Origin of the sequence: Rhodococcus sp. IEGM 1408, assembly GCF_033142235.1 — a bacterium.
Classification (GTDB): Bacteria; Actinomycetota; Actinomycetes; order Mycobacteriales; family Mycobacteriaceae; genus Dietzia.
Window position 1 is genome coordinate 144,974 of record NZ_JAWLRW010000001.1, and the last position, 24,273, is coordinate 169,246.

The 24,273-nt window shown below is 70.9% G+C and carries 23 protein-coding genes and 1 riboswitch; of the genes, 11 read left to right on the forward strand and 12 right to left on the reverse strand.

What is annotated here, in order from left to right:
- Nucleotides 1–9 precede the first annotated feature (9 nt).
- Both R4P08_RS00690 and R4P08_RS00695 read left to right on the forward strand, forming a co-directional pair.
- Nucleotides 10–1,011 carry a glycine betaine ABC transporter substrate-binding protein gene (locus R4P08_RS00690; RefSeq protein WP_317812233.1) on the forward strand — a complete coding sequence of 334 codons (1,002 nt, stop codon included), beginning with the start codon at nucleotides 10–12 and terminating at the stop codon, nucleotides 1,009–1,011.
- A gap of 73 nt (nucleotides 1,012–1,084) precedes the next feature.
- Nucleotides 1,085–2,029 (forward strand): alpha/beta hydrolase, encoded by a 945-nt coding sequence (locus R4P08_RS00695; protein WP_317811826.1) that lies wholly within the window; start codon nucleotides 1,085–1,087, stop codon nucleotides 2,027–2,029.
- Between the two features lie 57 nt (nucleotides 2,030–2,086).
- Here R4P08_RS00695 and R4P08_RS00700 read toward each other — a convergent pair whose 3' ends face one another.
- Both R4P08_RS00700 and R4P08_RS00705 read right to left on the reverse strand, forming a co-directional pair.
- Nucleotides 2,087–2,392 (reverse strand): hypothetical protein, encoded by a 306-nt coding sequence (locus R4P08_RS00700; protein WP_317811827.1) that lies wholly within the window; start codon nucleotides 2,390–2,392, stop codon nucleotides 2,087–2,089.
- 9 nt (nucleotides 2,393–2,401) lie between these two features.
- The gene (locus R4P08_RS00705) at nucleotides 2,402–2,860 is read right to left on the reverse strand and encodes an MmcQ/YjbR family DNA-binding protein (protein ID WP_317811828.1); all 459 of its coding nucleotides are present in this window, start codon (nucleotides 2,858–2,860) and stop codon (nucleotides 2,402–2,404) included.
- Nucleotides 2,861–2,900: 40 nt separating this feature from the next.
- Between R4P08_RS00705 and R4P08_RS00710 the strand changes: the two genes are divergently transcribed.
- The gene (locus R4P08_RS00710; protein ID WP_317811829.1) at nucleotides 2,901–4,055 is read left to right on the forward strand and encodes an FUSC family protein; all 1,155 of its coding nucleotides are present in this window, start codon (nucleotides 2,901–2,903) and stop codon (nucleotides 4,053–4,055) included.
- A gap of 11 nt (nucleotides 4,056–4,066) precedes the next feature.
- Here R4P08_RS00710 and R4P08_RS00715 read toward each other — a convergent pair whose 3' ends face one another.
- The gene (locus R4P08_RS00715) at nucleotides 4,067–4,957 is read right to left on the reverse strand and encodes a cation diffusion facilitator family transporter (RefSeq protein ID WP_317811830.1); all 891 of its coding nucleotides are present in this window, start codon (nucleotides 4,955–4,957) and stop codon (nucleotides 4,067–4,069) included.
- 72 nt (nucleotides 4,958–5,029) lie between these two features.
- Here R4P08_RS00715 and R4P08_RS00720 point away from each other — a divergent pair, with 72 nt between their 5' ends.
- The 3 genes from R4P08_RS00720 to R4P08_RS00730 are packed head-to-tail and all read left to right on the forward strand — an operon-like array spanning nucleotide 5,030 to nucleotide 7,462.
- Nucleotides 5,030–5,464, forward strand: coding sequence for an NfeD family protein (locus R4P08_RS00720; RefSeq protein WP_317811831.1), 435 nt, complete (start codon nucleotides 5,030–5,032; stop codon nucleotides 5,462–5,464).
- A 21-nt stretch (nucleotides 5,465–5,485) separates the two neighbouring features.
- Nucleotides 5,486–6,766: an SPFH domain-containing protein gene (locus R4P08_RS00725; RefSeq protein WP_317811832.1), complete on the forward strand. Its 1,281-nt coding sequence runs from the start codon at nucleotides 5,486–5,488 to the stop codon at nucleotides 6,764–6,766.
- A 51-nt stretch (nucleotides 6,767–6,817) separates the two neighbouring features.
- The gene (locus R4P08_RS00730; RefSeq protein WP_317811833.1) at nucleotides 6,818–7,462 is read left to right on the forward strand and encodes a helix-turn-helix domain-containing protein; all 645 of its coding nucleotides are present in this window, start codon (nucleotides 6,818–6,820) and stop codon (nucleotides 7,460–7,462) included.
- A gap of 63 nt (nucleotides 7,463–7,525) precedes the next feature.
- On the opposite strand, the gene R4P08_RS00735 is transcribed toward R4P08_RS00730, so the two are convergent.
- The 7 genes from R4P08_RS00735 to R4P08_RS00765 form a co-directional block, all read right to left on the reverse strand.
- Nucleotides 7,526–8,926 carry a TIGR01777 family oxidoreductase gene (locus tag R4P08_RS00735; protein WP_317811834.1) on the reverse strand — a complete coding sequence of 467 codons (1,401 nt, stop codon included), beginning with the start codon at nucleotides 8,924–8,926 and terminating at the stop codon, nucleotides 7,526–7,528.
- Nucleotides 8,927–8,981: 55 nt separating this feature from the next.
- On the reverse strand, nucleotides 8,982–9,677 hold the full coding sequence (locus R4P08_RS00740) for a lipocalin family protein (RefSeq protein WP_317811835.1): 696 nt from the start codon (nucleotides 9,675–9,677) through the stop codon (nucleotides 8,982–8,984).
- Complete coding sequence (locus R4P08_RS00745; RefSeq protein WP_317811836.1) at nucleotides 9,674–12,010, reverse strand: MMPL family transporter; 2,337 nt, start codon at nucleotides 12,008–12,010, stop codon at nucleotides 9,674–9,676. The genes R4P08_RS00740 and R4P08_RS00745 overlap by 4 nt, the downstream gene beginning before the upstream one ends.
- A gap of 14 nt (nucleotides 12,011–12,024) precedes the next feature.
- Nucleotides 12,025–12,834 carry an alpha/beta fold hydrolase gene (locus R4P08_RS00750; RefSeq protein ID WP_317811837.1) on the reverse strand — a complete coding sequence of 270 codons (810 nt, stop codon included), beginning with the start codon at nucleotides 12,832–12,834 and terminating at the stop codon, nucleotides 12,025–12,027.
- 106 nt (nucleotides 12,835–12,940) lie between these two features.
- On the reverse strand, nucleotides 12,941–13,642 hold the full coding sequence (locus R4P08_RS00755) for a histidine phosphatase family protein (RefSeq protein ID WP_317811838.1): 702 nt from the start codon (nucleotides 13,640–13,642) through the stop codon (nucleotides 12,941–12,943).
- Entirely contained in the window at nucleotides 13,642–14,940 is a 1,299-nt protein-coding gene (locus R4P08_RS00760; RefSeq protein ID WP_317811839.1) for a phosphotransferase family protein, read from the reverse strand. Before R4P08_RS00760 ends, R4P08_RS00755 begins: the two co-directional genes overlap by 1 nt.
- Nucleotides 14,937–16,241: an acyl-CoA dehydrogenase family protein gene (locus R4P08_RS00765; RefSeq protein ID WP_317811840.1), complete on the reverse strand. Its 1,305-nt coding sequence runs from the start codon at nucleotides 16,239–16,241 to the stop codon at nucleotides 14,937–14,939. Before R4P08_RS00765 ends, R4P08_RS00760 begins: the two co-directional genes overlap by 4 nt.
- A gap of 80 nt (nucleotides 16,242–16,321) precedes the next feature.
- Between R4P08_RS00765 and R4P08_RS00770 the strand changes: the two genes are divergently transcribed.
- The 3 genes from R4P08_RS00770 (at nucleotide 16,322) to R4P08_RS00780 (ending at nucleotide 19,379) form a co-directional block, all read left to right on the forward strand.
- Nucleotides 16,322–17,320, forward strand: a complete 999-nt coding sequence (locus tag R4P08_RS00770) for a glucosyl-3-phosphoglycerate synthase (RefSeq protein ID WP_317811841.1) — start codon at nucleotides 16,322–16,324, stop codon at nucleotides 17,318–17,320.
- Nucleotides 17,321–17,475: 155 nt separating this feature from the next.
- Nucleotides 17,476–18,087: a class I SAM-dependent methyltransferase gene (locus tag R4P08_RS00775; protein ID WP_317811842.1), complete on the forward strand. Its 612-nt coding sequence runs from the start codon at nucleotides 17,476–17,478 to the stop codon at nucleotides 18,085–18,087.
- A gap of 8 nt (nucleotides 18,088–18,095) precedes the next feature.
- Nucleotides 18,096–19,379, forward strand: coding sequence for an MFS transporter (locus tag R4P08_RS00780; RefSeq protein ID WP_317811843.1), 1,284 nt, complete (start codon nucleotides 18,096–18,098; stop codon nucleotides 19,377–19,379).
- Here R4P08_RS00780 and R4P08_RS00785 read toward each other — a convergent pair.
- Nucleotides 19,342–20,076, reverse strand: coding sequence for a nicotinamide mononucleotide transporter family protein (locus R4P08_RS00785; protein WP_317811844.1), 735 nt, complete (start codon nucleotides 20,074–20,076; stop codon nucleotides 19,342–19,344). The two genes, R4P08_RS00780 and R4P08_RS00785, sit on opposite strands and share 38 nt — an antisense overlap.
- Before the next feature lie 100 nt (nucleotides 20,077–20,176).
- Nucleotides 20,177–20,370, reverse strand: a riboswitch (FMN riboswitch).
- A gap of 172 nt (nucleotides 20,371–20,542) precedes the next feature.
- The gene (locus R4P08_RS00790) at nucleotides 20,543–21,052 is read right to left on the reverse strand and encodes a Rieske (2Fe-2S) protein (RefSeq protein WP_317811845.1); all 510 of its coding nucleotides are present in this window, start codon (nucleotides 21,050–21,052) and stop codon (nucleotides 20,543–20,545) included.
- 60 nt (nucleotides 21,053–21,112) lie between these two features.
- Between R4P08_RS00790 and R4P08_RS00795 the strand changes: the two genes are divergently transcribed.
- Nucleotides 21,113–22,273 (forward strand): pyridoxal phosphate-dependent aminotransferase, encoded by a 1,161-nt coding sequence (locus R4P08_RS00795; protein ID WP_317811846.1) that lies wholly within the window; start codon nucleotides 21,113–21,115, stop codon nucleotides 22,271–22,273.
- 137 nt (nucleotides 22,274–22,410) lie between these two features.
- Entirely contained in the window at nucleotides 22,411–24,240 is a 1,830-nt protein-coding gene (locus R4P08_RS00800) for an acyl-CoA dehydrogenase (RefSeq protein ID WP_317811847.1), read from the forward strand.
- Nucleotides 24,241–24,273 lie beyond the last annotated feature (33 nt).

The following is a 24,273-nucleotide window of genomic DNA, read 5'->3' on the forward strand; positions in this document are numbered from 1 at the left end:
CAGGCTGCGATGAAGCGGACACGCACCCGGGCCGGACGGCTGCTCGCGACCTGCCTGGCCACCTTCCTGGCCACCTTGCTCGTCGCGACCGGATGCGGGCTCAACAACGGTGGATCCGTGCCGCTGGGCGTGGGCCCCGGACCGAGCGGCACCGTCCCGGCCCTCGAGGGGGTCGCGGTGACGGTCGGCGGCAAGGACTTCACCGAGGGCGTGATCAGCAGCTATCTGGTCGAGTTCCTGCTGGCCGCAGCCGGGATGGAGGTCTCCGACATGTCCTCGCTGGCCGGGTCCAACAGCTTCCGCCAGGCCCTGATCAGCGGCCAGGTGGACATCGGCATGGAGTACACGGGCACCGCCTGGATGAGCTACCTGGGCAATGAGGAGCCGATCCGCGACCCCGAGGCGCAGTGGGAGGCCGTCCGCGACGCCGATCTCGAGGCCCACGACATCCGGTGGATGCGGCCCACCACCGTCGACAACACCTACTCGTTCGCCCTGAACCGGGCGACCGCCGAGGAGACCGGGGTGAGCACCTTCTCCGACTACGCCCGGCTCGTCCAGACCGACCCCCAATCCGCCGTGACCTGCATGGAGACCGAGTTCGCGGTGCGCCGCGACGGCTGGCCGGGCCTGGCCGACGCCTACGGCTTCGACGCGGATGCGGTGCCTGTGTCGATCATGCAGCCGGGCATCATCTACCAGGCCACCTCCACCGGGCGGGAATGCCGGTTCGGCGAGGTGTACGTCACCGATGGCCGGGTCAAAGGCCTGGACCTGGTGGTCCTCAAGGACGACAAGCGCTTCTTCCCCGTCTACAACCTCGCCACCGTGGTTCGCGGCGCCTACCTGGACGCGCACCCGGAGCTCGAGGAGGTCCTGTCCCCGCTCGTGGAGGTCCTCACCAACGACGTGATGGTGGAGCTCAACATGCGGGTGGACGTCGACGGCGAGGACCCGGCGCTGGTCGCGCGCGATTTCCTGGTCGAGCAGGGACTCGTCTCGGCGGGGTGATCCCACGCGCCGCGCCCGGATGGAGGACAATCGTCCATACAACCGGCGCCGGAGGCGCCACCAGGAGGTACTCATGCCCCGGAACCCGTTTGCAGTGGTGGGTGGGCTTCCGCGCGCCGCCGCCCGGTTGCCCAAGATGGCGCCCGACATGTCACTGCTCCCCGCCGGGAAGATGGTGACACTAGCCGACGACGTCGTGACCAGGCTCTATGACACCGGTGAGGAACATCTCACCCCGGTCGTCCTGCTCCATGGGATGGCGGCCACCGGGATGCTGAACTGGTACCAGACCTTTCAACGGCTCCGGGGGGAGTACCGGCTGATCGCGTTCGACCAACGCTGGCACGGCCGAGGATTCAAGGGCGACTTCACGTTTCAGGCACTCACCGACGACGTCCTCCGCGTCGTGGACCATCTCGAACTGCCGGCTCCCGTCCTCGGCGGTTATTCGATGGGCTCGCTCGTCAGCCAACTCGCCGCGCGGCGGGATCCCTCGAGGTTCAGCGGACTCGTCCTGGCGGCCGCGGGCACCGGCGCCCAGCGCAACGCCATGGAGAAGCTGACGATGGGGTGGTTCCTGCGGACCAGCCCCTTCCTCAACGCGGTCCCGATGGAGGTCGCAGGTGAGTTGGAGGGAAGCGGGGTCGACGGGCGCGGGGTCGGCGGAAACAGGGTGATCACGCACGACGGGGGCGCGGCAGAATTCGCCTCGGCGCAGCGCTGGGCTCTGCACGAACTGTCCAGCGTCTCCTTTGCCACCCACCGGACCGTGATCGCCGAGGTAGCCCGCTTCAACTCCACCCCGTGGCTGGCCGAGCTCGATCTACCGGTGGCCGTGATCAAGACCATGCGCGACGTGGCATTCCCGCGCCGCGTGCAGGACGAGATGGCCGACCTCCTCCCCCACAGCGCCGTCTTCCCCATCGACGCGGGACACGCGGTGTGCGCCACCCACCCCGGGACGTTCGCGCGTCGGATGCGCACTTCGATCGACTGGGTGGTGTCTAGTGCGGGGTGACGACGCGGGTCGCAGCAGCCGCCGTACGCAGCCGCCGCCGGGCGCGGCCGCCGAGGGTCAGATCGCCGAGTACCGCACCGCGGTCACGATGAAGATCACCAGTGCGACGGCTCCCAGGACGACGCCCCACAGCGCGCGCCGCGGGTTCGGTTCCTCGTTGGTCAGCCACCCGGTGGGCCAGCGGGCGAGCAGTCCGAACGCCACCGCCATGAGGGCGGCGAGGAACGCGACGATGTTGAGCAGCGGCACCCACGACAGCGCCAGTGATCCCACGCCCAGCACGAGGGATCGGGTTCCGAGGTCCATCCCGCTGGTCGACTTCTCCCGCGGAGAGACGGCTTCGGAACGACGGCGCAGCGGCATGAGCCCAGACTAGCCGCGCCGGCCGCCCCGCTCGGCGTCCAACCGCGCGACGCGGCGGACCCCCGCGAGCTGACGGTAGGAGGACTCGACCAACTCGGCCACCTCGTTCCAGTCCACCTCGCCACCGTCTGTCTTTCCGCCGTCCGAACTGCCGGCGTCCCGCTCCCCCCTGTCCAGCGGCAGCGCCCGCCACCCGGCCACACCCAGGTAGGCGGGGACGAGGAACCGCCCGTCCTGCTCGAGGGCCCGCACCTCGTCCGGATCCGGGAGGAACAACAGGGCGCGCCTGAGGGTCGGGTCGTCGTTGTCGCCCTTGACCGAACCGCCGAAGATCGCGAAGACCTTGGTCGTGTACCAGTTGGGGCGGCCGTGTGAGATCTTCTCGGCCGCGTCCGGGAAGGACAGACAGATCTCCCTCAGCCGCGCGAGGAGCGGGTCGGCGGCGTCGAACATGATCGGATGGCCCACGCTGGTGAGGATACGAACGGTGACGGGCTAATCTGCGCGAATGGCCCAGAAACGAATGGCCCGGACACAAGTGACCCAGACACGTCGCCGGGCCGGGCTTCGTGAGCTGATCGGTCGACCCGAGGTGACGACGGATCTGACGCAGATCCTCAAGTGCACCATCGCCGCGACCGTCGCATGGTGGCTGTCGGCCGACGTGCTCGAGTCGCCCCTGCCGTTCCTCGCTCCCTGGACCGCACTGTTGACCGTGCACGCCACCGTGCACCGGTCGCTGTCGCGTGGGCTGCAGACGACGGTGGCGTCCGCGATCGGGGTGGGGCTGTCCTTCCTCATCGGCGTCTACCTCGGCGTCAACGTGTGGACCTTCGCGTTGGCCATGTTCGTGGGGTTGGCCGGGGCCCGCATCTCTTGGATCCGCGACGAGGGTGTGGCGATCGCCACCACCGCCGTCTTTGTCCTGGGCAGCGGATTCTCACAGCAACAGCCGCTGCTGGTGGACCGCATCGTCGAGGTCGCGATCGGGGTGGGGATCGGCGTCCTGGTCAACCTGCTGATCATCCCGCCACTCCGGGACCAGCAGGCCAGGAGCCACGTGGAGAGCATCAACCGCCGGGTCGGGGAAATGCTGGTCCGGGTGGCTGACGAGTTCTCCGAATCATGGGAAACCGATGCGGCCGACGCGTGGCGCGACGAGATCGAATCGATGGGCGAGGAGGTGGACACCGCGTGGCGGACCGTGCGCTTCGCACGGGAGAGCAGACGGTCCAATCCCCGCCGGTTGACCCGTGCCCACCGGGCGCCGGGCCGCACGCCCCGGGCGGGCGCGGAGATCGGCTACGAGGCCATCCTCCCCCGGGTCGACGAGGGGGTCTCCCACCTGCGCCACCTGGTCCGCACACTTAACGAGGCCACCTACGCCGAGGGGCCGTGGGACGAACGCTTCCGGACGAGGTGGTCGGGCGTCGTCCGCGACGCGGGGAACGCGATCGCGGATCCCGCCGCGGAGGTGGAACCCATCCGTGATCGGCTGGTCCGACTAGCCAGGGACATGTCCGACGACGTGGACCTGCCCCGGGACTCGTGGCCCCTCTACGGGGCGCTCCTCACCAGCATGAACCGAATCGCCATGCTGATCGACGATGCGGCCACGGCGAGCGACGCCCAGTCGTCGGGCGAGCCGCAGACCGGGACCTGAGGCGCACGTCGTTACAGGTGCACGTCGTTGTAGGCGCGCTCATCCTCGATCGGCTCGAGATGGGTGGTGATGTGCGAGTGCGGCAGCGCGGCGTGGATCTCCTGCTCGACCGTCTCGACCAGGTCGTGTCCGCGGTCCACGCTCCAGTCCCCGGGGACGAGCGCGTGGAACTCGACGAACCGCCACTTGCCGGACTCCCGCGTCCGCAGCTCGTGGAAGTCGACGCTGCCCGGCTGCCGGTGCCTGTCCAGGACGGCCTCGATCGCCCGGTTGTCCTCCTCGGGCAGCGTCGCGTCCATGAGCCCCATCCCCGATTCGTGGACCAACTTGTAGCCGATGAACAGGATGTTCAGGCCCACCGCCACCGCCACGATCGGGTCGAGGATCTCCCAGCCCGTGATCCAGACCAGCGCCACGCCGATCACCACCCCGACCGAGGTGACGACGTCCGTGAGCAGGTGTTTTCCATCCGCCTTCAGAGTCGGCGACCGGTGCCGGGCCCCGGCCCGCACCAGCAGCGTCCCCACCACGCCGTTGACCACCGCGGCCACCACGGAGATCGCCAGGCCGATGCCGAGCGGACCGAGATCAACGGGGTTGATCATGCGCTCGACACCCGTATAGAGAATGAACGCCGCGGCCACGAAGATCATGGCGCCCTCGACCACGGCGGAGAAGTACTCGGCCTTGGAGTGTCCGTACTGGTGGTCGTCGTCGGCCGGCCGTTCGGCCACGGTGATGGCGATGAGCGCGACGACCGCGGCCACCAGGTTGACGACGGACTCGGCCGCGTCTGCCAGTAGGCCGACCGATCCGGTCACCCACCAGGCCACAACTTTCAGCGCGATGGTGACGATCGCCGTGGCCACGGACAACCACGCGAACTTCTTGAGAGACGACACGACGTGTGAGCGTAGTCCGCCCAGAACACGACAGCCCACTGCCGGACGTCCGATGTCGGTAGGGTCGGAGCCATGCATGTAGGACTTGCCTGGCTCGGGATGGCGGTGTTGCTCGCCGCCGGCGAGGCTGCGGGCGGTGAACTGTTCCTCCTCATGCTCGCCGGCGGCGCACTCGGCGGTTCCGGCGCCGCTTTCCTCGGCGCACCCGTCTGGGGCCAGGCCCTGGCGTTCGCGCTCGTCTCGATCATCCTCGTCGTAGGGGTCCGCCCCCTGGTCCGCCGTCGCCTCCTGTCGGCACTCCCCGAACACGACACCAACACGGCCGCACTCACCGGCCGGCACGGCACCGTGGTCGAGGAGGTGGGCTCCGCCAGTGGCCTCGTCCAGATCGCAGGCGACACGTGGACCGCACGACCGCTCATCGAGGGCGAGACGTTCGAGGCCGGGGACAAGGTCCTCGTGCACGAGATAGAAGGCGCCACCGCGATCGTCGTACGTGGCTACTAGCTAGAAAATCAAAGGAGAACCATGGAGGGCTTGATCTTCCTTGCCGTCATCATCATCCTGATCGCCTCAGTAGTGGCGAGCTCGGTGAAGCTCATCCCCCAGGCAGAGGCCGCGGTCATCGAGCGACTCGGGCGTTACCAACGCACGGTGAGCGGACAGCTCGCGCTGATCATTCCGTTTGTCGACCGGGTCCGCGCCAAGGTGGACCTGCGGGAGCGGGTGGTGACCTTCCCGCCGCAGTCGATGATCACCCAGGACAACCTCACCCTGAGCATCGACACCGTCGTGTTCTTCCAGGTCACGGACCCCAAGGCTGCGGTCTACGAGATCAACAACTACATCGTGGCCGTCGAACAGCTGGCCACCACCACGCTGCGTAACGTGGTCGGCGGGCTCACGCTCGAGCAGACGCTCACCAGTCGCGACATGATTAACAAGCAGCTGCGCGGTGTGCTCGACTCGGAGACCGGCCGCTGGGGGCTGCGCGTCGCCCGCGTCGAGCTCCGCTCGATCGACCCGCCGCTGTCCATCCAGGAGTCGATGGAGAAGCAGATGAAGGCGGACCGCGAGAAGCGGGCCACCATCCTCACCGCCGAGGGGCAGCGCGAGGCCGCCATCACCACCGCGCAGGGCGCCAAGCAGGCCTCCATCCTCGACGCCGAGGGCAACAAGCAGGCCTCGATCCTCAACGCCGAGGCCGACCGCCAGTCGCGCATGCTCCGCGCCCAGGGTGAGCGGGCCGCCCGCTACCTGGTCTCCGAGGGTCAGGCCGCCGCCATCGCCCGCGTCAACGCGGCCGTCAAGGCTTCCAAGCCCACGCCGGAGATGCTGGCCTACCAATATGTCCAGAACCTGCCCGAGATGGCCAAGGGCGAAGCGGCCACCATGTGGATGATCCCCTCACAGTTCGGCGACTCCCTCGAGAACTTTGCCAAGGCGGTCGCCAAGAAGGACGACGACGGGGTGTTCCGCTACGAGCCGTCCGCAACTGACGCCGACGCCGAACTGCCGTCGGCGCCGGAGCACTGGTTCGACACATCGACCGACCCCGAGATCGCCCGATCCGTCGCCGCTGCCGAGGCCGCCGCCCAGGGTGCGTCGTCGTCGATCGCCGATGTGGTCAAGCGCGAGCCCGCGCCCAAGCCGGGAGTGTTCGACATGGTGCCGGAGTCCGAGGGCGGCGTCGCTCCCGACACGCGCGCCATCGGGGGCCCGCAGGGCGCCGAACTGCGCCCGGACCAGGATCAGGGCCGGGGAGCTCACCCCGGCGACGTCGGAGGACAGCACCGCTCCCAGCCCTGACCCGTCAGGGTCCCCGGGCGCCGCCGAGACCGCTGGACGTACCATGACCGTGTGGTTGTCAACAATAGTCGAGGTGGCGCCCAGGCGCCTGACGCCGAGGATATCCGTCTGATCGAGGCGGCGGCTTCGGTTTTCGCCGAACGCGGCATCAAGGGAACGAGCACCGACGACATCGCCAAGGCTGCCGGAGTGACCCGGGTGACGCTCTATCGCCGGTTGGGTCCGCGCGATCAGATCCTCCGCGCGATGTACTCACACGAGGCGCAGCGTCTGATGCTGATGGTCAACGCGCGCTACACACCGTTCGAGTCCCTCGAGTGGGATCCCGTGAAGCACGTGGAGGATCTCCTCGTGAACACCGTGTTCGAGATCCGGGAGAGCGAGCTCCTCCGCCGCCTCGTCGAGGTCGACAAGTTAGAGGCCATGGCCTTTCTCGCAGGCCAGTCCGACTCCGTCCTGGGCGGTATCACCGACATGGTCGCCGGGTTCATCCGCAACACCTGGAACGCAGACGTCCACACCCGGCCGATGGACGCCGACGAGGTGGAGTCGCTGTCCCATGAGGTCGCCAGCGTCGTCGGCCGGTTCCTCCACTCGATCGTCGTCATGCCGGACGGCCCACCAGAGGTGGGCACAGAGGACGAGATCCGCGCGCTCGCCCGCCGGGTCCTGGTCCCGATGATCCTCCAGCGCTGACCGCCTCGACCAGAATGCCTCGGTCGGCGCGGCCGTCAGGGCGCGGCGGTCAGAGAGCCGCGGTCAGAGAGCTGCTGGAAGCGTCTCCGCGCCCAGTTCGTGGTCCAGTGCGGCACGTAGCCCCGGGAATCGGAACTGGTGTCCTGCGCGGCGCAGTGCGCCCGGGTCGACCTTCTGGTCGGCCAACGCCAACTCATCGGATCCACGCCGGCCCAGGATCAGCCCGGGCGCGAACCCGGGCACGGGGACCAGGGTCGGCCGGTGCAGCACCGCACCCAGGACGCGGGTGAACTCGCTGTTGCGTACCGGTTCCGGTGCCACGGCGTTGACGACACCGGTGAGGGCGGGGTCGACGATGGCGCGGAGGTAGATGTCCGTGAGGTCATCGAGCGCGATCCAGGACATCCACTGCCGGCCCGACCCGAGGCGACCGCCCAGGCCGGTCCGGGTGATGGCGGCCAGCGGCGGCAGCATCCCGCCCGCCCCGGACAGGACGATGCCGGTGCGTACGGAGACCAGCCGGGCCCGGGAGCGGCGGGCGGGCTCACAGTCCGCCTCCCACTCGGCCACGATCTCCGCCAGGGGGCCCGACCCCGCGTCGGAGTCCTCGGTCAGGATCTCGTCGCCACGGTCGGCGCCGTAGTAGCCGACCGCCGAGGCGCACACCATGGCGGTGGCACCATCGCGCGCCGCGACCAGTTCGGCGAGTCGGCGGGTGGGCCCGATCCGGCTGCCGGAGACCGTCGCCAGGTGCTGGTCGGTGAACCGGCCGGCGATGGACGCGCCGGCCAGGTGGACCAGCACGTCCACGCCGTCGAGGAGGTCCGCGGCGGGATCGGCGGGGTCCCACTGCCGCTCGTCGGACCGCCTCTCATCGGAACTGGTCGGCGTGCCGCGGACCAGGCGGATGACGCGGTGGCCGGCGACCCCGAGCAGCGCACACAGGGCGGTGCCCACGAGTCCGGAGGCGCCGGTGACGGCGACGGTCAGCGGGCGACCGCCGTCCGGGCCGGTCAGTCGCTGGATCCGGTCGAGGTCCGTCGCCATCTGTCGGTAGCGGTAGGCGAACACCGGGGCGAGCAACCGCCCCGGCACGCGGGCCCGGACCCGATCGCCCAGGAGCGTCGTTCCGTCCGGCCCCGCCGTGACGCTGTGCTCGTGGACCCACCCGGTCAGACCGGCGTAGGGCTGGGAGACGCACCGGTCCACAAAAGCCGCTCCCTCCACGTACCCGGCGGGGTCGTGCTGTGCGCTCCACCGCGGGCCGAACCGCGCCCCCAGGGGCCCCGGGAGCGCGGTCCTCGGTTCGAGAACGGCGACGCCGTCGCGCAAGGAGTCCGCTTCGCTGACAGGCCGCAGCGGCATGAACGGCGGGGAGATCCGGACGAACGCGCCCGGCGCGGCGAGGTAGTCCCACGCCTTGCCCGAATCGGCCGGAATCGAACAGGTGAGGTCGATGCTCATCGGTCGGTCCTCATCGCGGCGGGTATCGCGGCAGCGATCATCACGGCAGCAGACATCAGGGCAGGAGGCACAGCGGCGCGACGTCGCCGCGTCCGCCGACCATGGGCACGGTCAGGAATGCGCACGACCACCATCCGCGCGATTCGATCACCTGGCGCACAGTGGACCACTGGCCGGCGTCGAGTGCGGGCGTCCGGCTCAGGACGAAACCCGAGGACCGGGTCGGGTCGCCGACGATGGCCAGCGAGTAGTCGTCGGCGAGGTAGGTGATCCGGTAGTTGACCGGGCCGTTCTCGTCCTGGAACGGCACCTGGGGGAAGTTCACGCGCAGCGAGGCGTTGGTGCCGGTGTCGCGGATCGTCGCCTCGCCCTCGATCACCGAGTCCGAGCTGATCGCCGAGCCGCAGGTGTTACGCACCGAGATGGTGTCCACCGCGGTGCGCGCGTACTCGGCCTTGGTGTCGTTGGTGCACTGCAGCGTGTACGGCTGCGGGATCGCCGCGACCTGGAACCACTCACCCACGTAGCGGTCGGGGTCGACCGACTGGACCTGGCTCAGCTCGGGGCCGCCGAGCGAACCGAGCGCGACGCCGTCGGGCAGGAGCTGCGAGGACCCACCGCCGAGGCGGCCGCCGTCGGTCAGGTCCTGGGCGCCGGCGGTGGGCGTGGCGCCGAGGCCGGCCGCCAGCAGCGGGGCGACCGCGAGCGCCGTGACGAGTGAGCGGAACCGGGTACGGCGGGAGGCGATCATCGGTGGAGCTCCTTGGGATCGGTGTTGCTGTCGGACGCGGCGCTGTGGGAGACGGGATTGTCGGAGACGGGCCTGCCGGACACAGGTCTGTCGGGTCCGGTGCCCCCGCCAGGTGCCGTGGCATGGGCGGGAGCGGGCTCCGGGGCGACGCCGCGCCGGGGGTCTCCCGGCCACCAGGCCCGGTCCCCGACGAGGGAGAACAGGGCCGGGACCACGAGGGTCCGCACGATGAAGGTGTCGAGGAGCACGCCCAGCGCCACGATCACGCCGACCTGGGTGAGCACGATGAGCGGGAGGACGCCCAGCACCACGAACACGGCGGCGAGCACGATGCCGGCGGAGGTGATCACGCCACCGGTCAGTGCGACCGCGCGGACCATGGCCTCCTTGGTGTCGTGCGTGGCGGCCTCCTCACGCGTGCGGATGGTCAGGAAGATCGAGTAGTCGACGCCCAGAGCCACCAGGAACAGGAAGCTGTACAGCGGGACGGACACGTCCAACCCCGGGAACCCGAGGATCTGGGTGGTGACGAAGGTCCCCATGCCCAGTGCGGCGAGCGAGGACAGGACGGTCGCACCCATCACCAGCAGCGGAGCGATCAGCGACCTGAGCACCAGCACCAGGACCACGAACACCACCAGCAGGATCAACGGGGCGATCAGGGTGAGGTCACGCAGGTTACCGTCCGAGGTGTCGACGGACTCGGCCACCGATCCACCGACGAGGGATTCGGACCCGGGGACCGCGTGGACCGCCTCGCGCAGAGCCACGACGCTGTCCTCGGACCGGTCAGTGGACGGAGCCGCGTCGAGGGTGACGCTGATCTTGCTCCAGCCGGTGCCCGACTCGGTACCGGGCATCGCCGAGACCACGCCCTCCACGCCCTGGACGGCTTCCAGCACCGCGGTTTCGGTCCCGGTCCGCGTGACTACGGTGACCGGGTCGGTGACGCCGGCCGGGAAGTGCTCGGCAGCGGTCTCCAGACCGGCGGCGGCCTCCGAGGGGGTGCGGAACTGCTCGGTCTGGCTCAGACCGATGCGGGTGCCCAGCAGCCCGAACGCGAGGATCACCAGTAGCAGCACGCAGGAGACCAGCACCCGGACGGGGCGCTTGACGACCCCGGCGGCGATGCGACCCCAGACCCCGGGCGGAACCTCGTCGCGGAAGCCCTCGGGCTTGGCCGACGCGGACACACCGGCGCCCACCTCCGCCTCGTGCTCGCCCTCGCCGCGGCGCCCGGCCCGCTTGGTCCGCTTGGCTTCGACCCCACCCGGGCGCGGGATGAAGGGCCAGAACAGGCCGCGACCACACACGGCGAGCGCGGCGGGCAGAGCCACCAGCGCGTACACCAGGGCGACCAGCAGTCCGACGGCGGCCGAGATCCCGAGCGAGCGGTAGTTGGGCAGGGTCGCCAGCAGGAGGGTGAGCAGTGCCAGCACCACGGTGATGTTGCTGGCGAGGATGGCCGGGACCGCGCCCCGGTAGGCGTCCGCCAGTGCCCGTCTGCGGTTCTCGGTCCGGCGTAGTTCCTCCCGGTATCTGGACACAAGGAGCAGCGCGTAGTTGGTGCCGGCACCGAAGACGAGGACGGAGACGATGCCCGAGGTGGACCCGTCGACGGTGATGCCTATCGTCTCGCCGACCAGCGAGACGAGCAGGGCCGCGACCCGGTCGGCCACGGCGACCACCAGGAGCGGGACCAGCCACAGCACCGGCGAGCGGTAAGTGATGATGAGCAGGACCGCGACGACCATCGCCGTGGCGGCCAGGAGGCGGAAGTCCGCGCCCTCGAAGGCCGCGGCGGTGTCGGCGGCGAAGGCGGGGCCCCCCGTGAGCTGCGCGTTCACGCCTGGATCCAGGCCATCGGCGATGGCCGCACGCATCTCCTTGACCAGGTCACCGCTCTCGCCGTTGGAGAGCGTGGCGGCGTCGACGGGAACCAGGACGAGCGCAGCGGCGCCGTCCTCAGCGGGGATCGGGCCCTGCAGTTCGCCGCCCACGACCTCCGCCATGCGCTCGCCGGCACCGACCGCCGAGGCGATCCCCTGCGGGCCCAGCGCGCCGCCGTCCTCGCGGGTGACCACCAGCACCGCCGGCACCGAGCCGGCGTCCGGGAACTCCTGCTGGATCTGGGAGACGAGCGCCGCCTCGGAATCGTCCGGCAGCGTCTGCGGTGCCCCGGAGGACCCCTCCGAGGACGCCAGCGCGAACACCGCACCGGTCACCAACAGCACCGCAGCGAGGATCAACCACGCGGTGAGCTTGCCGGTCAGGGCGCCCAACCAGCCGCCGGCGGGCGCGCTCTTCCCTGCAGCAGGGCTCTCGTCTCTCATCGTCTCCCTCGTCTTCACACGTTGTATTCGGAGAGGAACGTCTCGAGGATGGCGTTGACCTCGTCTGGGCGTTCCATGGTCGGTGAGTGGCCGGCGCCCGGGATCTCATGAAGGCTCGTCATGGAGATCAGGTCGACGATGCGGCGCGACTTCTCCGGGGGCGTGGCCGCGTCCTCCGCGCCCACGACGACCAGTGTCGGAGCGATGATCCGGATGGCCTCGTCCTCGCACGGGTCACGGTCGGCGACCGATTCGATGGCCTTGGCCAGGCCGGCGCGGTCCGTCCGCTCGAGCATCGCCATCCACTCCTCCACCCACGGGGCGGAGATGTTGCGCTCGGCGAGCATGATCGGCGCCACCCGGGACCGCAGCGGCTTGATGCCCGCCACCCGGTACACCTTGGACAGCGTCTTGTACTTGCTGCGATTGGCCGGTTCCTCGGCGGTGGCAGCGGTGTCCATCAGCGTGAGGGAGTGGATGATCTCCGGGTTGCGGGCCGCCAGCCGGATCCCCACGAAGCCGCCCATGGACAGGCCCACGAAGTTGACCACCGGGATCTGCAGGTGCCGCAGTAGCTCGGACACGTCCACGGTGAGCGTGTCCATGTCGTACCCGCCCATCGCCCGGGGCGAGTCGCCCTGGCCGCGGAAGTCGATGGTCACGCACCGGTACTCATCCCGCAGGTGCGCGACCTGGTGCTGGAACATCCAGCCGGAGAAGAGCAGCCCGTGGGCGAAGAACACCACGGGCGCGTCCTCGCGACCCGGTGGCGGCCCGGTATCGGTGTACGCGATGGTCGTGTGTCCGCGCTGGAACGTGGGCATCGGGGCTCCTGGGGGAATCGGACGGCCGCCGGATCCGGCCACTACAGTCGTACGATACGGCGACCGGCTGCCCCATTTGTCGCCTCGAGGCGATCGACTCCTCAGATCACCTCAGGGTGATCAACGCACGCGGGTCGTCCGGACCGGCGGCCCGCTCGAGATGCTGGTGCTCGTTGACGGCGATGCAGGTCATCCCGCCGCGCCCCACCACGACACGGGCGGTTCCCGTGTTGACCGTCACACGCTGGAGCCGACTCCACAACCCCACCACGCCCTCCGGGTCGGCCAACAGACCCGCGACCGCCAACGAGATGGTCCCCGCCGAACTGACGACCACGGTCGTCCGGCCCGACCCGGACCGGGCCGCCGCGGCCGCGATCGCGGAGTTCGTCGTCGTCAGGTAGTCCCGGAACGCCTCGAGCCCGGCCCAGTGTCCGAGAGCGGCGTCGAGCTGGCGCTGGAAGGCCTGTTTGGCCTCATCGGAGGAGCCGGCCGAGTCGAGGGTTCCGTGGTCGGCGGTCACCCCGGCCACCCGGGCGGCGGTGAGGACCGCGTCGGCGTCGTACTCCGCCCAGCGGTCGTCGCACTCGATCGGGCAGTCCCAGTCGGCCGCGCCCGCGAGCAGGCCCTCGGCGGTCTCGCGCTGGCGCCGGAGGCCGCCGTGGATCACCACGTCGGGCCGGAGCCCGCGGGCTGCCATGTCCGCGCCGGTCAGCCGGGCCTGCAGGTGGCCGGTCTCCGAGAGCCGGTCGTAGTCGCCGGTGCCGAACGACGCCTGCCCGTGGCGGACCAGATGAATCGCACCCATCAGTTCTTCCTCCCCAGTCCGGGCAGTCCACCCAGGATCCCGCCGATCCTGGTGCGCGCGTCATGGACCCCGCCGACCAGCATCGGCACGACCACCCGCGGCACCCCGAGCAGCTCGGGGATCACGTCGCCGGGGCCGACTCGCGAGGGCGTCAGTCGGCCGTCGCCAGTGCGGATGATGCGCAGGCAGCGCTGCTCGAGGAACGCCACCGCGGGGCGGAACGCGCGGAACGCCGGGTTGGTGGTCTGCCCGTGGAAGAAGCGGTAGTTGATCTGCTGGGCGATCACGGCCAGCCGGAACAGGCCGAACACCTCGTAGAAGCGCCAGCTCTCCTCGCTGATCTCCAGGCCCGCCCGCTGCGCGTACCGCTCGACCACCTGCCGCCGGGTGAGCATCCCGGGCGCGTGGGTGGGCTGGCGCCGGAACGCCTTGAACACCGGGCCGTCGTCGTCCTGCACCCAGTAGGCCAGGGCGCCGCCCAGGTCCATCAGCGGGTCGCCGACCGTGGCCATCTCCCAGTCCAGGACGCCGATGACGGAGGTGACGTCGCGGGGGTCCAGGACGAGGTTGTCGAACCGGAAGTCGTTGTGGACCAGGCAGTGGCCCACGTCGCCCGGCTGGTTGGCTGCCAGCCACGCCATCACCGGCACGAAGTCGGGCACGTCGGGGGTCCGGGCGCGGCGGTAGCGGGCGGACCAGCCCTCGACCTGGCGGCGCACGTAGCCGTCCCCGCGGTCGAGGTCGCCCAGTCCGGCCGCCTCGACGTCCACGGAGTGCAGCTCGACCAGCGCGTCGACCGCCCGCTCGCACAGGCGGCGGGTGGTGGCGGCGTCCAGGCGGAGTTCGCGCGGGAGGTCCTTGCGCAGGATCGTGCCCTCGAGTCGTTCCATCACGTAGAAGTCGGACCCGATAACCGTCTGGTCGTCGCAGAACCCCACCATCCGGGGGACCAGTGGGTACACCGGCCGCAGCGCCGACTGGACGCGGTACTCCCGCTTCATGTCGTGCGCACCGCGGGCCTTGGTGCCGGCCGGCGGGCGGCGCAGCACCAGGTCAGCGCCGGGGTAGCGCAACACGTAGGTGAGGTTGGACGCGCCTCCGGTGAACTGCCGCACCTCCGGGATGACCGGCTCGTCGTCGTCGCCCAGGTCCACGCCGGCCAGAACCGACGGGTCGTCGGGGGTCACGGACCGGAGCCAGGCGGCGACGGCCTCGACGTCGAACGCGTCCTCGTCGCGGACCGCGCCCGCGCCCGCGATCCGGCGGCTCAGGGGGGAGGCGCCGCTCGGCCTGGTCATCGGTCTGCCTCCGCACTCGGGGTGGTCGCGCTGTTGGTGGTCGCCGCGGCGGCGGCGTCGCGGTAGGGGGCCAGCATCGCGCGGGCGACGACGCCGAGGTGGACCTCGTCCGGGCCGTCGGCCAGTCGCAGCGAGCGCGCGGTGGCATAGGCCCCGGCCAGCGGGAAGTCGTCGCTCATCCCGCCGCCGCCGTGCAGCTGGAGGGCCATGTCGATCACCTGCTGGGCCATGCGGGGCACGGCGGCCTTGATGGCGCTCACCTCCACGGCGGCCGCCCCTTGCGTGTCGAGCTTCCACGCGGCGTGCAGCACCAGCAGCCGGGCCTGGTCGATCGCGATGCGGGCCTCGGCGAGCCGCTCGCGGTTGCCGCCCAGGTTGACGATGGGTTTGCCGAAGGCCACGCGCTCCGAGGCGCGGCGGCAGGCCAGGTCCAGGGCCATCTCCGCCAGGCCGATCAGCCGCATGCAGTGGTGGACGCGGCCGGGGCCGAGCCGGCCCTGCGCGATCTCGGCCGCGCGGCCGGGCCCGGAGATGATGTTCGCCACCGGCAACCGCACACCCCGCAGGGAGACCTCGCCGTGGCCGAGCGGCTCGTCGTAGACCCCCTGCGCGGTGAGCATGCGCTCGACCTTCACTCCGGGGGCGTCCATGGGCACCAGCACCATCGAGTGCCGCAGGTAACGGTGGGCGTCCGGGTCGGACACGCCCATGAAGATGCCGACCTCGCAGTTCGGATGCCCGACGCCCGTGGACCACCACTTGCGCCCGTCCAGCACCACCTCGTCGCCCTCGATCCGCGCGGTGGCGGCCATGTTGGAGGCGTCCGAGGAGGCCACCGCGGGTTCGGTCATGAGGAAGGCGCTGCGGATCCTCCCGTCCAGCAGCGGGTCCAGCCAGCGGTCCTTCTGCTCCTGCGAGCCGTACTTGAGCAGGACCTCCATGTTCCCGGTGTCCGGGGCGTTGCAGTTGAACACCAGCGGGGCCAGGAAGGAGCGGCCCATCTCCTCCGCGACCGGCGCGTAGTCGGTGTTGGTCAGGCCGACGCCGCCGGGGGTGCCGTAACGCTCGGCGTAGGGGCCCTCGTGCCCGGCGGGCAGGAACAGGTTCCACAGCCCCTGCTCGCGGACCCTGGCCTGGAGTTCCCCGATCCGCGGGTCGACGGCCCAGGGGTCCTCGCCGGACAGTCTGCGTCGGGCGATCCCGGCGTGGATCTCGGGCTCGACCGGGGCGATGTGCGTGGCGATGAACTCGCGGACCGCCGCGGTCAGCTCGGCTGCGCGGGGCGAGGGGGAGAAATCCATGCTGTTTATCGTGGCACACCGGGGTGAACGAGTTCCTCCGACGGCGGCTCGCTCCGGGAACCTCTGGCAGGATCGCGGACGTGACCGAGATAGCGCGCACCCCGCTGGCGGACCGGGTCGACCCGGTCCGCGACTGGTCGGCGCGACGCACCTACCTCGCCGGGGACTTCCGCGCCGGGGACCTGGTCGCGGCCAAGGACGGTCGACGGGTGTCCGTGGTGCTGCCGGCCCGGAACGAGGAATCGACGGTCGGGGTGATCGTCGAGGCGCTGCGGGCGGAGCTGGTCGACCGGTTCCCGCTGATCGACGAGCTGGTGGTGATCGACTCCCACAGCACCGACGCCACCGCGGACGTCGCGCGCGCGGCCGGCGCCCGCGTGGTGGCGCAGGGCGACATCCTGCCCGCGCTCGGGGACGCCCCCGGCAAGGGCGAGGCGCTGTGGAAGTCCCTCGCCGCGACCGATGGCGATGTGGTCGCGTTCCTCGACTCCGACCTGCGGGACTTCGACCCCGCGTTCGCGATCGGCCTGCTGGGCCCGCTGCTCACCGAGCCGGGCGTGGTGTTCTGCAAAGGCGCCTTCGAACGACCGCTCGACGACGGCCGCACCATCCTGCCCGCCGGCGGGGGCCGGGTGACCGAGCTCGTCGCGCGACCACTACTGGCCCTGCACTGGCCCGCGCTGGCCGGGTTCGTCCAACCGCTGGCCGGCGAGTACGCCGGGACCCGGGAGGCGCTCGAGTCGATCCCTTTCGCCGGCGCCTACGGGGTGGACATCGGGATCCTGGTGGACCTGCTGGAGTCCTACGGTCTCGACGCGCTCGCCCAGGTGGACCTGGGCCGCCGCACCCACCGCAACTCCCCCGACTCGGCGCTCGCGGTGATGGCGATGCACCAGCATCTCGCCGTCCTCACCCGGCTCCGCCGCCACGGCCGGTCGCCGGACGCGCGGCTTCCCGGCGACACGCTCACGCTGCACCAGCGGGATCCGGTCAGCGGCGACTTCCACGCGGAGGCGGTTCTGGTCTCCCCCGGCGAGCGGCCCCCGATGCGCGACGTGCGGGCGGGGTTGGACTGGTAGCCGAAGCATGACCGACCCGGCCGACTCCTCCCCCTGCCCCACGGCTCTCTCCTGCCGGGCGGCGTCCTGTGGAGCAGACTGGACCGTAGGGCGACGCAGACCACCTGCCTCGACACCGCACCGCCCGTGATTCAGCATCGAAAGGACCGCCACCCGTGGACGCCTCCGCCTGGAACGCCCGCTACCTCGCCCAGCCCGACGCGTGGGGCACCACCCCGGCCGCCCGGATCGTCGCGGAGGTGACGGCCGCCGAGGACGCCGGCCTGGCCGTGGGAACCTCCGTCGACCTGGCCTGCGGTGACGGTCGGCATGCGCGCTGGTTGGCCGCGCACGGGTGGCAGGTGGAGGCGGTCGACTTCTCCGAGATCGCGATCGAGCAGGCGCGGGCCAAGGACTCCGACGACGGCCGCGACGGCAGTGTCGACTGGGTGGTCGGCGACGCCCTGACCTGGACTCCCGACGAGCCCGTGGACCTCGTCGTCATCGGGTTCCTCCACCTCGACCCCGGCAGCCTCGCCCGCGTCCTGCGCAACGCCGGCGGCTGGCTGAAGCCCGGCGGGCACCTGGTGTACCTCGGCCACGCCGCGGAGAACCTGCGCCGCGGCGTCGGCGGACCACAGGACCCGACCGTGCTGCCCGGGATCGCCGACCTGGCCAGCGGAGCCGAGGGCCTCGAGGTGGTCTCGCTGCGTCACGACCTGCGGCCGGCCGGCAAGGCCACCGCCGTCGACGTCCTGCTGCACGCCAGGTCCTGGGTCGAGAGGTGACCGGGTCAGTGCTCCGGGAACGGGAACGGGCGCAGCGGCGCGTTCTCACCATCCTGATCCTGGGCCAGCTGCTCGCCGGTGCCGGGTTGGCCGCCGGCGTGACCGTGGGCGCGCTGCTCGCCGAGGACCTGCTCGGCGGCCCGGGGCTGTCGGGCCTGCCGTCGGCGCTGTTCACCGGCGGCTCGGCGCTCGCCGCGATCCTGGTGGGCAAGCTCTCGCAGGCCCGCGGCCGACGCCCCGGGCTGGCGCTCGGATTCGCGTTCGGTGCGCTCGGTGCGGTCGGCATCGTCGTGGCCACGGCCGTGGAATCGCTGCCCCTGCTGTTCGCCGCGTTCGTGGTCTACGGCTCGGGCACCGCCACCAACTTGCAGGCCCGATATGCCGGAGCCGACCTGGCCTCCCCGGCCAGCCGCGCCCGGTCACTGTCGTACGTCCTGCTCGGCACCACCGCTGGCGCTGTCGCCGGGCCAAACCTGGTCGGGCCGACGGGCGTGGTCGCCGAGTCGATGGGCCTCACCCCCCTGGCCGGACCGTTCCTGCTCGCCGCGGCGGCCTACGCCGGCGCGGCCCTCGTCATCTCGCTGCTGCTGCGGCCCGATCCCCTGCTCGAAGCGCGTCGGTGGGAGGCCGAGGACACGGACGCCGAGGCGGCCTCGTCGTCGACCCCCTCCTCCCCCGGGGACGCAACCGGGCCGGCCGCGCCGACCCGCGTGTGGAACGCGGACGTCATCACCGGCGTGGTGGTGATGGCGCTGACGCAGTTCGTGATGGTCGGGCTGATGACCATGACGCCGGTGCACATGCGCGCGCACGATCACACGGTGACCGTGGTGGGGCTGGTGATCTCGCTGCACATCGCCGCGATGTTCCTGCCGGCGCCGCTGTCGGGTCTGCTGGTGGACAAGTTCGGCACGCGGCGGGTGGCCGTGTCCGCGGGTCTGGTGCTGCTGGCCGCCGGGGTGGTCGCCGCGGTCGCGCCGGCGCAGTCGACGGTGCTGGTGACCCTCGCGCTGATCCTGCTGGGGCTGGGGTGGAGCCTGGGGCTGGTGGCCGGCACGACCGTGCTCACCACGTCCGTGCCGACCTCCGTGCGCGCCACCGTGCAGGGTCAGGCCGACGTGGCCGTGGCGCTGGCCGGAGCGGCGGGCGGCCTGCTCTCCGGTCTGGTGTTCGCGTGGATCGACTTCCGCGGGCTCGGCTTCACGCTCGCGGCGTTGTCGCTGATCGTGGTGGCCGCGGTGCAGCCGCGGGGGGTCAGCCGACCGGAAGGTGCTCCGGCCGCGGCCCGGTAGCCGACGCCTCCACACGCTGGGCCAGATCCACGCGCCACCACACCACGAAACCCCAAATCACAAACACCGCGTACACCAGGTACAACGCCGCCGACGGGTAGTAACCGGCCTTGAGCAGCAGCGGCACCCCCACGATGTCGACCGCGATCCACAACAGCCAGAACTCGGTCCAGCCGCGCGCCATGCCGTACGTCGCCAGGATCGAGCCGGTGAAGATCCACGCGTCCGCCCACGGGCCCCACGAACCCAGCTGCGAGAAGACCCAGCCGAAGACCAGAGTGCCCACGAGCATCCCGACGACGAGTCCCGCCCGCTGCCGGCCGGTGGCCCAGTGCGGGTTGACCGCGACCGCCGGGGCCCCCGCCTGGCCGGGCAGGGCCTGTCCCGCCAGCGCCGCGTTCACGCGCTTGTCCCGCGACCAGCGCCACCAACCGTAAAGTCCCACCGCGAGGAACATGACCTGCCGGCCGGCCTGCCCGTAGAGGTCCACGTCCTGCGGGGTGTGGAAGACACCGCCCAGGAAGACGGTGAGCAGGGTCAGGTTGCCGACGATCCCCACCGGCCACGCCCAGACGACGCGGCGCATGCCACCGATGGCGGCTGCCAGGCCGAAGACGTTGCCGACGATCTCGCGCCACAGGATCGGGATTCCGCCGATCATCAACTGCGCGTCGAGGAATTCCACGAGAAGGCTCATCGTGTGCCCCTTTCACGGGCTCAACACAGACGGCCCAGGGCTTGGGTCACGACGCCCGGCCAGCCACGGTCGTCGTCGACCGAGGCCGCGTCGGGAGACGCGGGGTTCTCTTCCATCCGGACTATGACCGTCGGCCCCGGGATCACACCGGGTCTGCTGACCCCCGCGCGTGCGGTGCGGCCGGAGCTGGTGTCCGGCCCGCCGCGCGTGCGGGGCGCTCGCGGGCTCGTCGCCGACCATGGGGCCGAGGACATCACCGCCGGTGGGGAGTTTCACCCCGCCCTGAGAACGTGTTCCCATCTTTACTCCGAGGCGCGCGCGGCTGCAAGTCGCGGGGCGCGGGGCGCGGGGCGCGGGGCTCAGGGCTCAGGGCTCAGGGCTCATCGAGAAGAGCGTTTCGCACGTTTCCACTCGGGCGATACGGTCGGAACAGCCTTCTCGACGGTGATATGGAAGGGGACGGGGGTCAGCCCAGGGTGAGCTGCCCGCCCGACTCGGTCACCGGCACCACGTCGAGCGGGCGCGGAGCGGGAGCCAGGGTGTTGCGCCCGTCGGTGGCGTCGTACTCCGCACCGTGCAGCGGGCAGCGCAGGTGCAGGTCGCGGACCACCTGAACGGTCCCGCCCTGGTGGGTGCAGCGTGCCGAGAAGGCGACGAACTCCCCCGGCGCGGGCTGCGCGACGATCACGGTCACGTCCCCCGACTTGACCTGCTTGGCGGTCCCGACGGGCACGTCCGCCGCCGGGATCGTGGACTGCGGGACCGAGGTGGTGGACTGCACCGTGGACGCGGGCTGCGGCGGCTCGGTCATCCCGCACGCCGAGGCGATCCCCGGCAGCAGGATGATCCCGGGAAGCGCGGCGAGCACCGTGCGGCGCTGCGTGCAGGGTCCGACGGCCCGGGCTGACCCGGCAGCGGCGGACCCGGCAGCGGCTGAACCAGTGGAGGACTGCGCGGCGGCGAGGGGCTCGATCATGCGCCCATCGTATCGGCCGAGGTCGGCATCGGCGCGGACCGAGCGCCCTAGGCTGCCTGCATGACCGTCCGCAGACTCGCGCCCCACGCCACGACGATCTTCTCCGAGGTCACCCAGCTCGCCGTGCGGTTCGGGGCCGTCAATCTGGGGCAGGGCTTCCCGGACACAGACGGACCGCCGTCGATGATCGAGGCCGCCGCGCGCGCCATGCGCGAGGGCCACAACCAGTACCCACCCGGGACGGGCGTGCCGGAGCTGCGCCACGCGATCGTCGCCCACGAGACCGAGCACACCGGCCTGGTCCACGACCCGGACACCGAGGTGCTGGTGACGGTCGGCGCGACCGAGGCGATCGCCGGTGCGGTGGTGGGTCTGGTGGAGCCCGAGGACGAGGTGGTGGTGATCGAGCCGTATTACGACTCCTACGCCGCCACCGTCGCGATGGCCGGGGCCACCCGTCGCGCCGCGCGGATGGTCCGCTCGGGCGACACCTTCCGACTCGACGTGGACTCCCTGCGTGCGGCGTTCTCCCCGCGGACGCGGGCCGTGCTGGTCAACACCCCGCACAACCCCACCGGGGCCGTGCTGCCGCGGGAGGACCTGGAGCAGATCGCCGCGCTGTGCCGGGAGTTCGACGTCATCGCGATCTCCGACGAGGTGTATGCGCACCTGATCTACGACGACAACGAGCACATCTCGATCGCCACGCTGCCGGGGATGGCCGAGCGGACCCTGCGGATCTCCAGCGCGGGCAAACTGCTCAACTGCACCGGTTGGAAGATCGGATGGGTGACGGGGCCGGCCGAGCTGGTCGCGGGCGTGCGGGCCGCCAAGCAGTACATGAGCTACACCGCCGGCACGCCGCTGCAGCTGGGGGTCGCGCACGCCCTGCGTCACGAGGGGGCGTGGATCTCCTCTCTGCGGGTGGAGATGCAGGCCCGGCGGGACCAATTGGTGGAAATCCTCACGGGCGTCGGGTTCGACCTCGCCGTCGCACAGGGCACCTACTTCCTCACCGCGGACCCGCGCCCGCTCGGGGTGACCGACGCGGCGTCCTGGTGCCTGGAGTTGCCCGAGCGGATCGGGGTGGCGGCGGTACCGTTCGCACCGTTCACCGACACCTACTCGGACGAGTGGTCCCACCTGGTGCGGTTCGCGTTCTGCAAGCGACCCGAGATCCTCGACGAGGCCGGGCGCCGGTTGCGGGCGCTCGCGGGCTGAGCGGGCGCCGGTTGCCGGCGCTCGCCGGCTGAAACCCGGAGCGTGGTCCGGAATTTCACACGGCGAGGCCCTCAGGCTCTACGGTGGATCCCTGGCGCGCCCCACAGCGTGCCGCACCACCGATGAGGAGTCCCCGCGTGTCCCACTACCGCAGCAATCCCCGTGACCTGGAGTTCGTGCTGTTCGACCTGTTCGGCCTGGACGAGGTCCTGGAGCGCGACGAGTCCACCGAGCTCGACGGCGAGACCGTGCGCACCATGCTCCGCGAGGCCGCCGCGCTGGCAGAGGGTCCGATCGCCGCGTCGTTCTCCGTGGCCGACCGCAACCCGCCCACCTTCGACCCCGAGACCCACGAGGTCACTCTCCACCCCGAGTACGTGGCCTCGGTGCGGGCGTGGCAGGAGGCCGGCTGGGGTCTGGTCGGCGTGGACCCGGTGGTCGGCGGCGTGGCAGCACCGCGCATGGTGACGTGGGCGATCAGCGAGTTCCTGGTGGGCGCCAACCCGTCGATCTTCATGTACCTGTCCGGGCCGCTGTTCGCCGGGATCATGCACTCCATCGGCAACGAGCAGCAGAAGAAGTGGGCCACCAAGATCATCGAGCGCAACCACGGCTCGTCCATGATGCTCACCGAGGCCGAGGTCGGTTCCGACGTGGGCGCGGTGCACGCCAAGGCGATCGAGCAGCCCGACGGCACCTGGCACATCGAGGGCACCAAGCGGTTCATCACCGGCGCCGACACCGGTGACCTGTTCGAGAACATCTGGCACCAGGTGCTCGCCCGGCCCGTGGGCGCGGGCCCCGGCACCAAGGGCCTGAGCTACTTCCTGGTCCCCAAGTACATGCCCGACACCGAGACCGCCGCGCCGGGCGCGCGCAACGGCGTCTACGTGACCGGGATCGAGAAGAAGATGGGGCTCGCGGCCTCGGCGACCTGCGAGGTGTCGTTCGGCGCGCACGGCACTCCCGCGGTGGGATTCCTGGCCGGTGACGCCCACCTGGGCATCAAGCAGATGTTCAAGACCATCGAGGCCGCGCGGATGATGGTCGGCACCAAGGCCATCTCCACGCTGTCCACGGGATACCTCAACGCTCTGGAGTTCGCGCGCGAGCGCATCCAGGGCAACGACATGGCGGACGCCGGGAATCCCGGCGCCAGGAAGGTCACCGTCATCCACCACCCCGACGTGCGCCGGTCACTGCTCACGCAGAAGGCCTACGCCGAGGGCTTGCGTGCGGTGTACCTCTACGCCGCCGCGCACCAGGACATCGTGGCGGCCGAGGTGGTCTCGGGTGCCGGCCCCGAACTGGCGCACACGGTCAACGACCTGCTCCTGCCGATCGTCAAGGGCGTGGGCTCCGAGCGCTCCTACCAGTGCCTGGCCGAGTCGCTGCAGTGCTTCGGCGGCTCCGGGTACCTCAAGGACTTCCCCGTGGAGCAGTACATCCGAGACGCCAAGGTCGACTCCCTCTACGAGGGCACCACTGCGATCCAGGCCCAGGACTTCTTCTTCCGCAAGATCATCCGCGATGGCGGCACCGCGCTCGGGCACGTGGCCGGGCGGATCCACGCTTCTGTGGACGAGCCCGGCCCCGCCGAGCTCGAGACCGCGCGCACAGCGGTGGCCACGGCCCTGGCAGACGTCGAGTCCATGGTCGGGACCCTCACCGAGCACCTCATGGGCGCTCAGGAGGATCCCGAGAAGCTGTACCTGATCGGGCTCGGCGCGGTCCCGCTGCTCATGTCCGTCGGCGACCTCATGGTGGGCTGGATGCTGCTGCGGTCGGCCGGCGTGGCACTGGGCAAGCTGCCGGACGCGACCGGCAATGACCACGACTTCTACACCGGCAAGATCGTCGTGGCAGGTCACTTCGCCCGCGCCCACCTGCCGCAGGTGGGCGCCGCCCGCGCGACCATCGAGGCCCTCGATCTGGACGTCATGCACATGCCGGAGGGCGCCTTCTAGCTCGGCTCGCCGGCCCCGTCGAGAAGACGATTT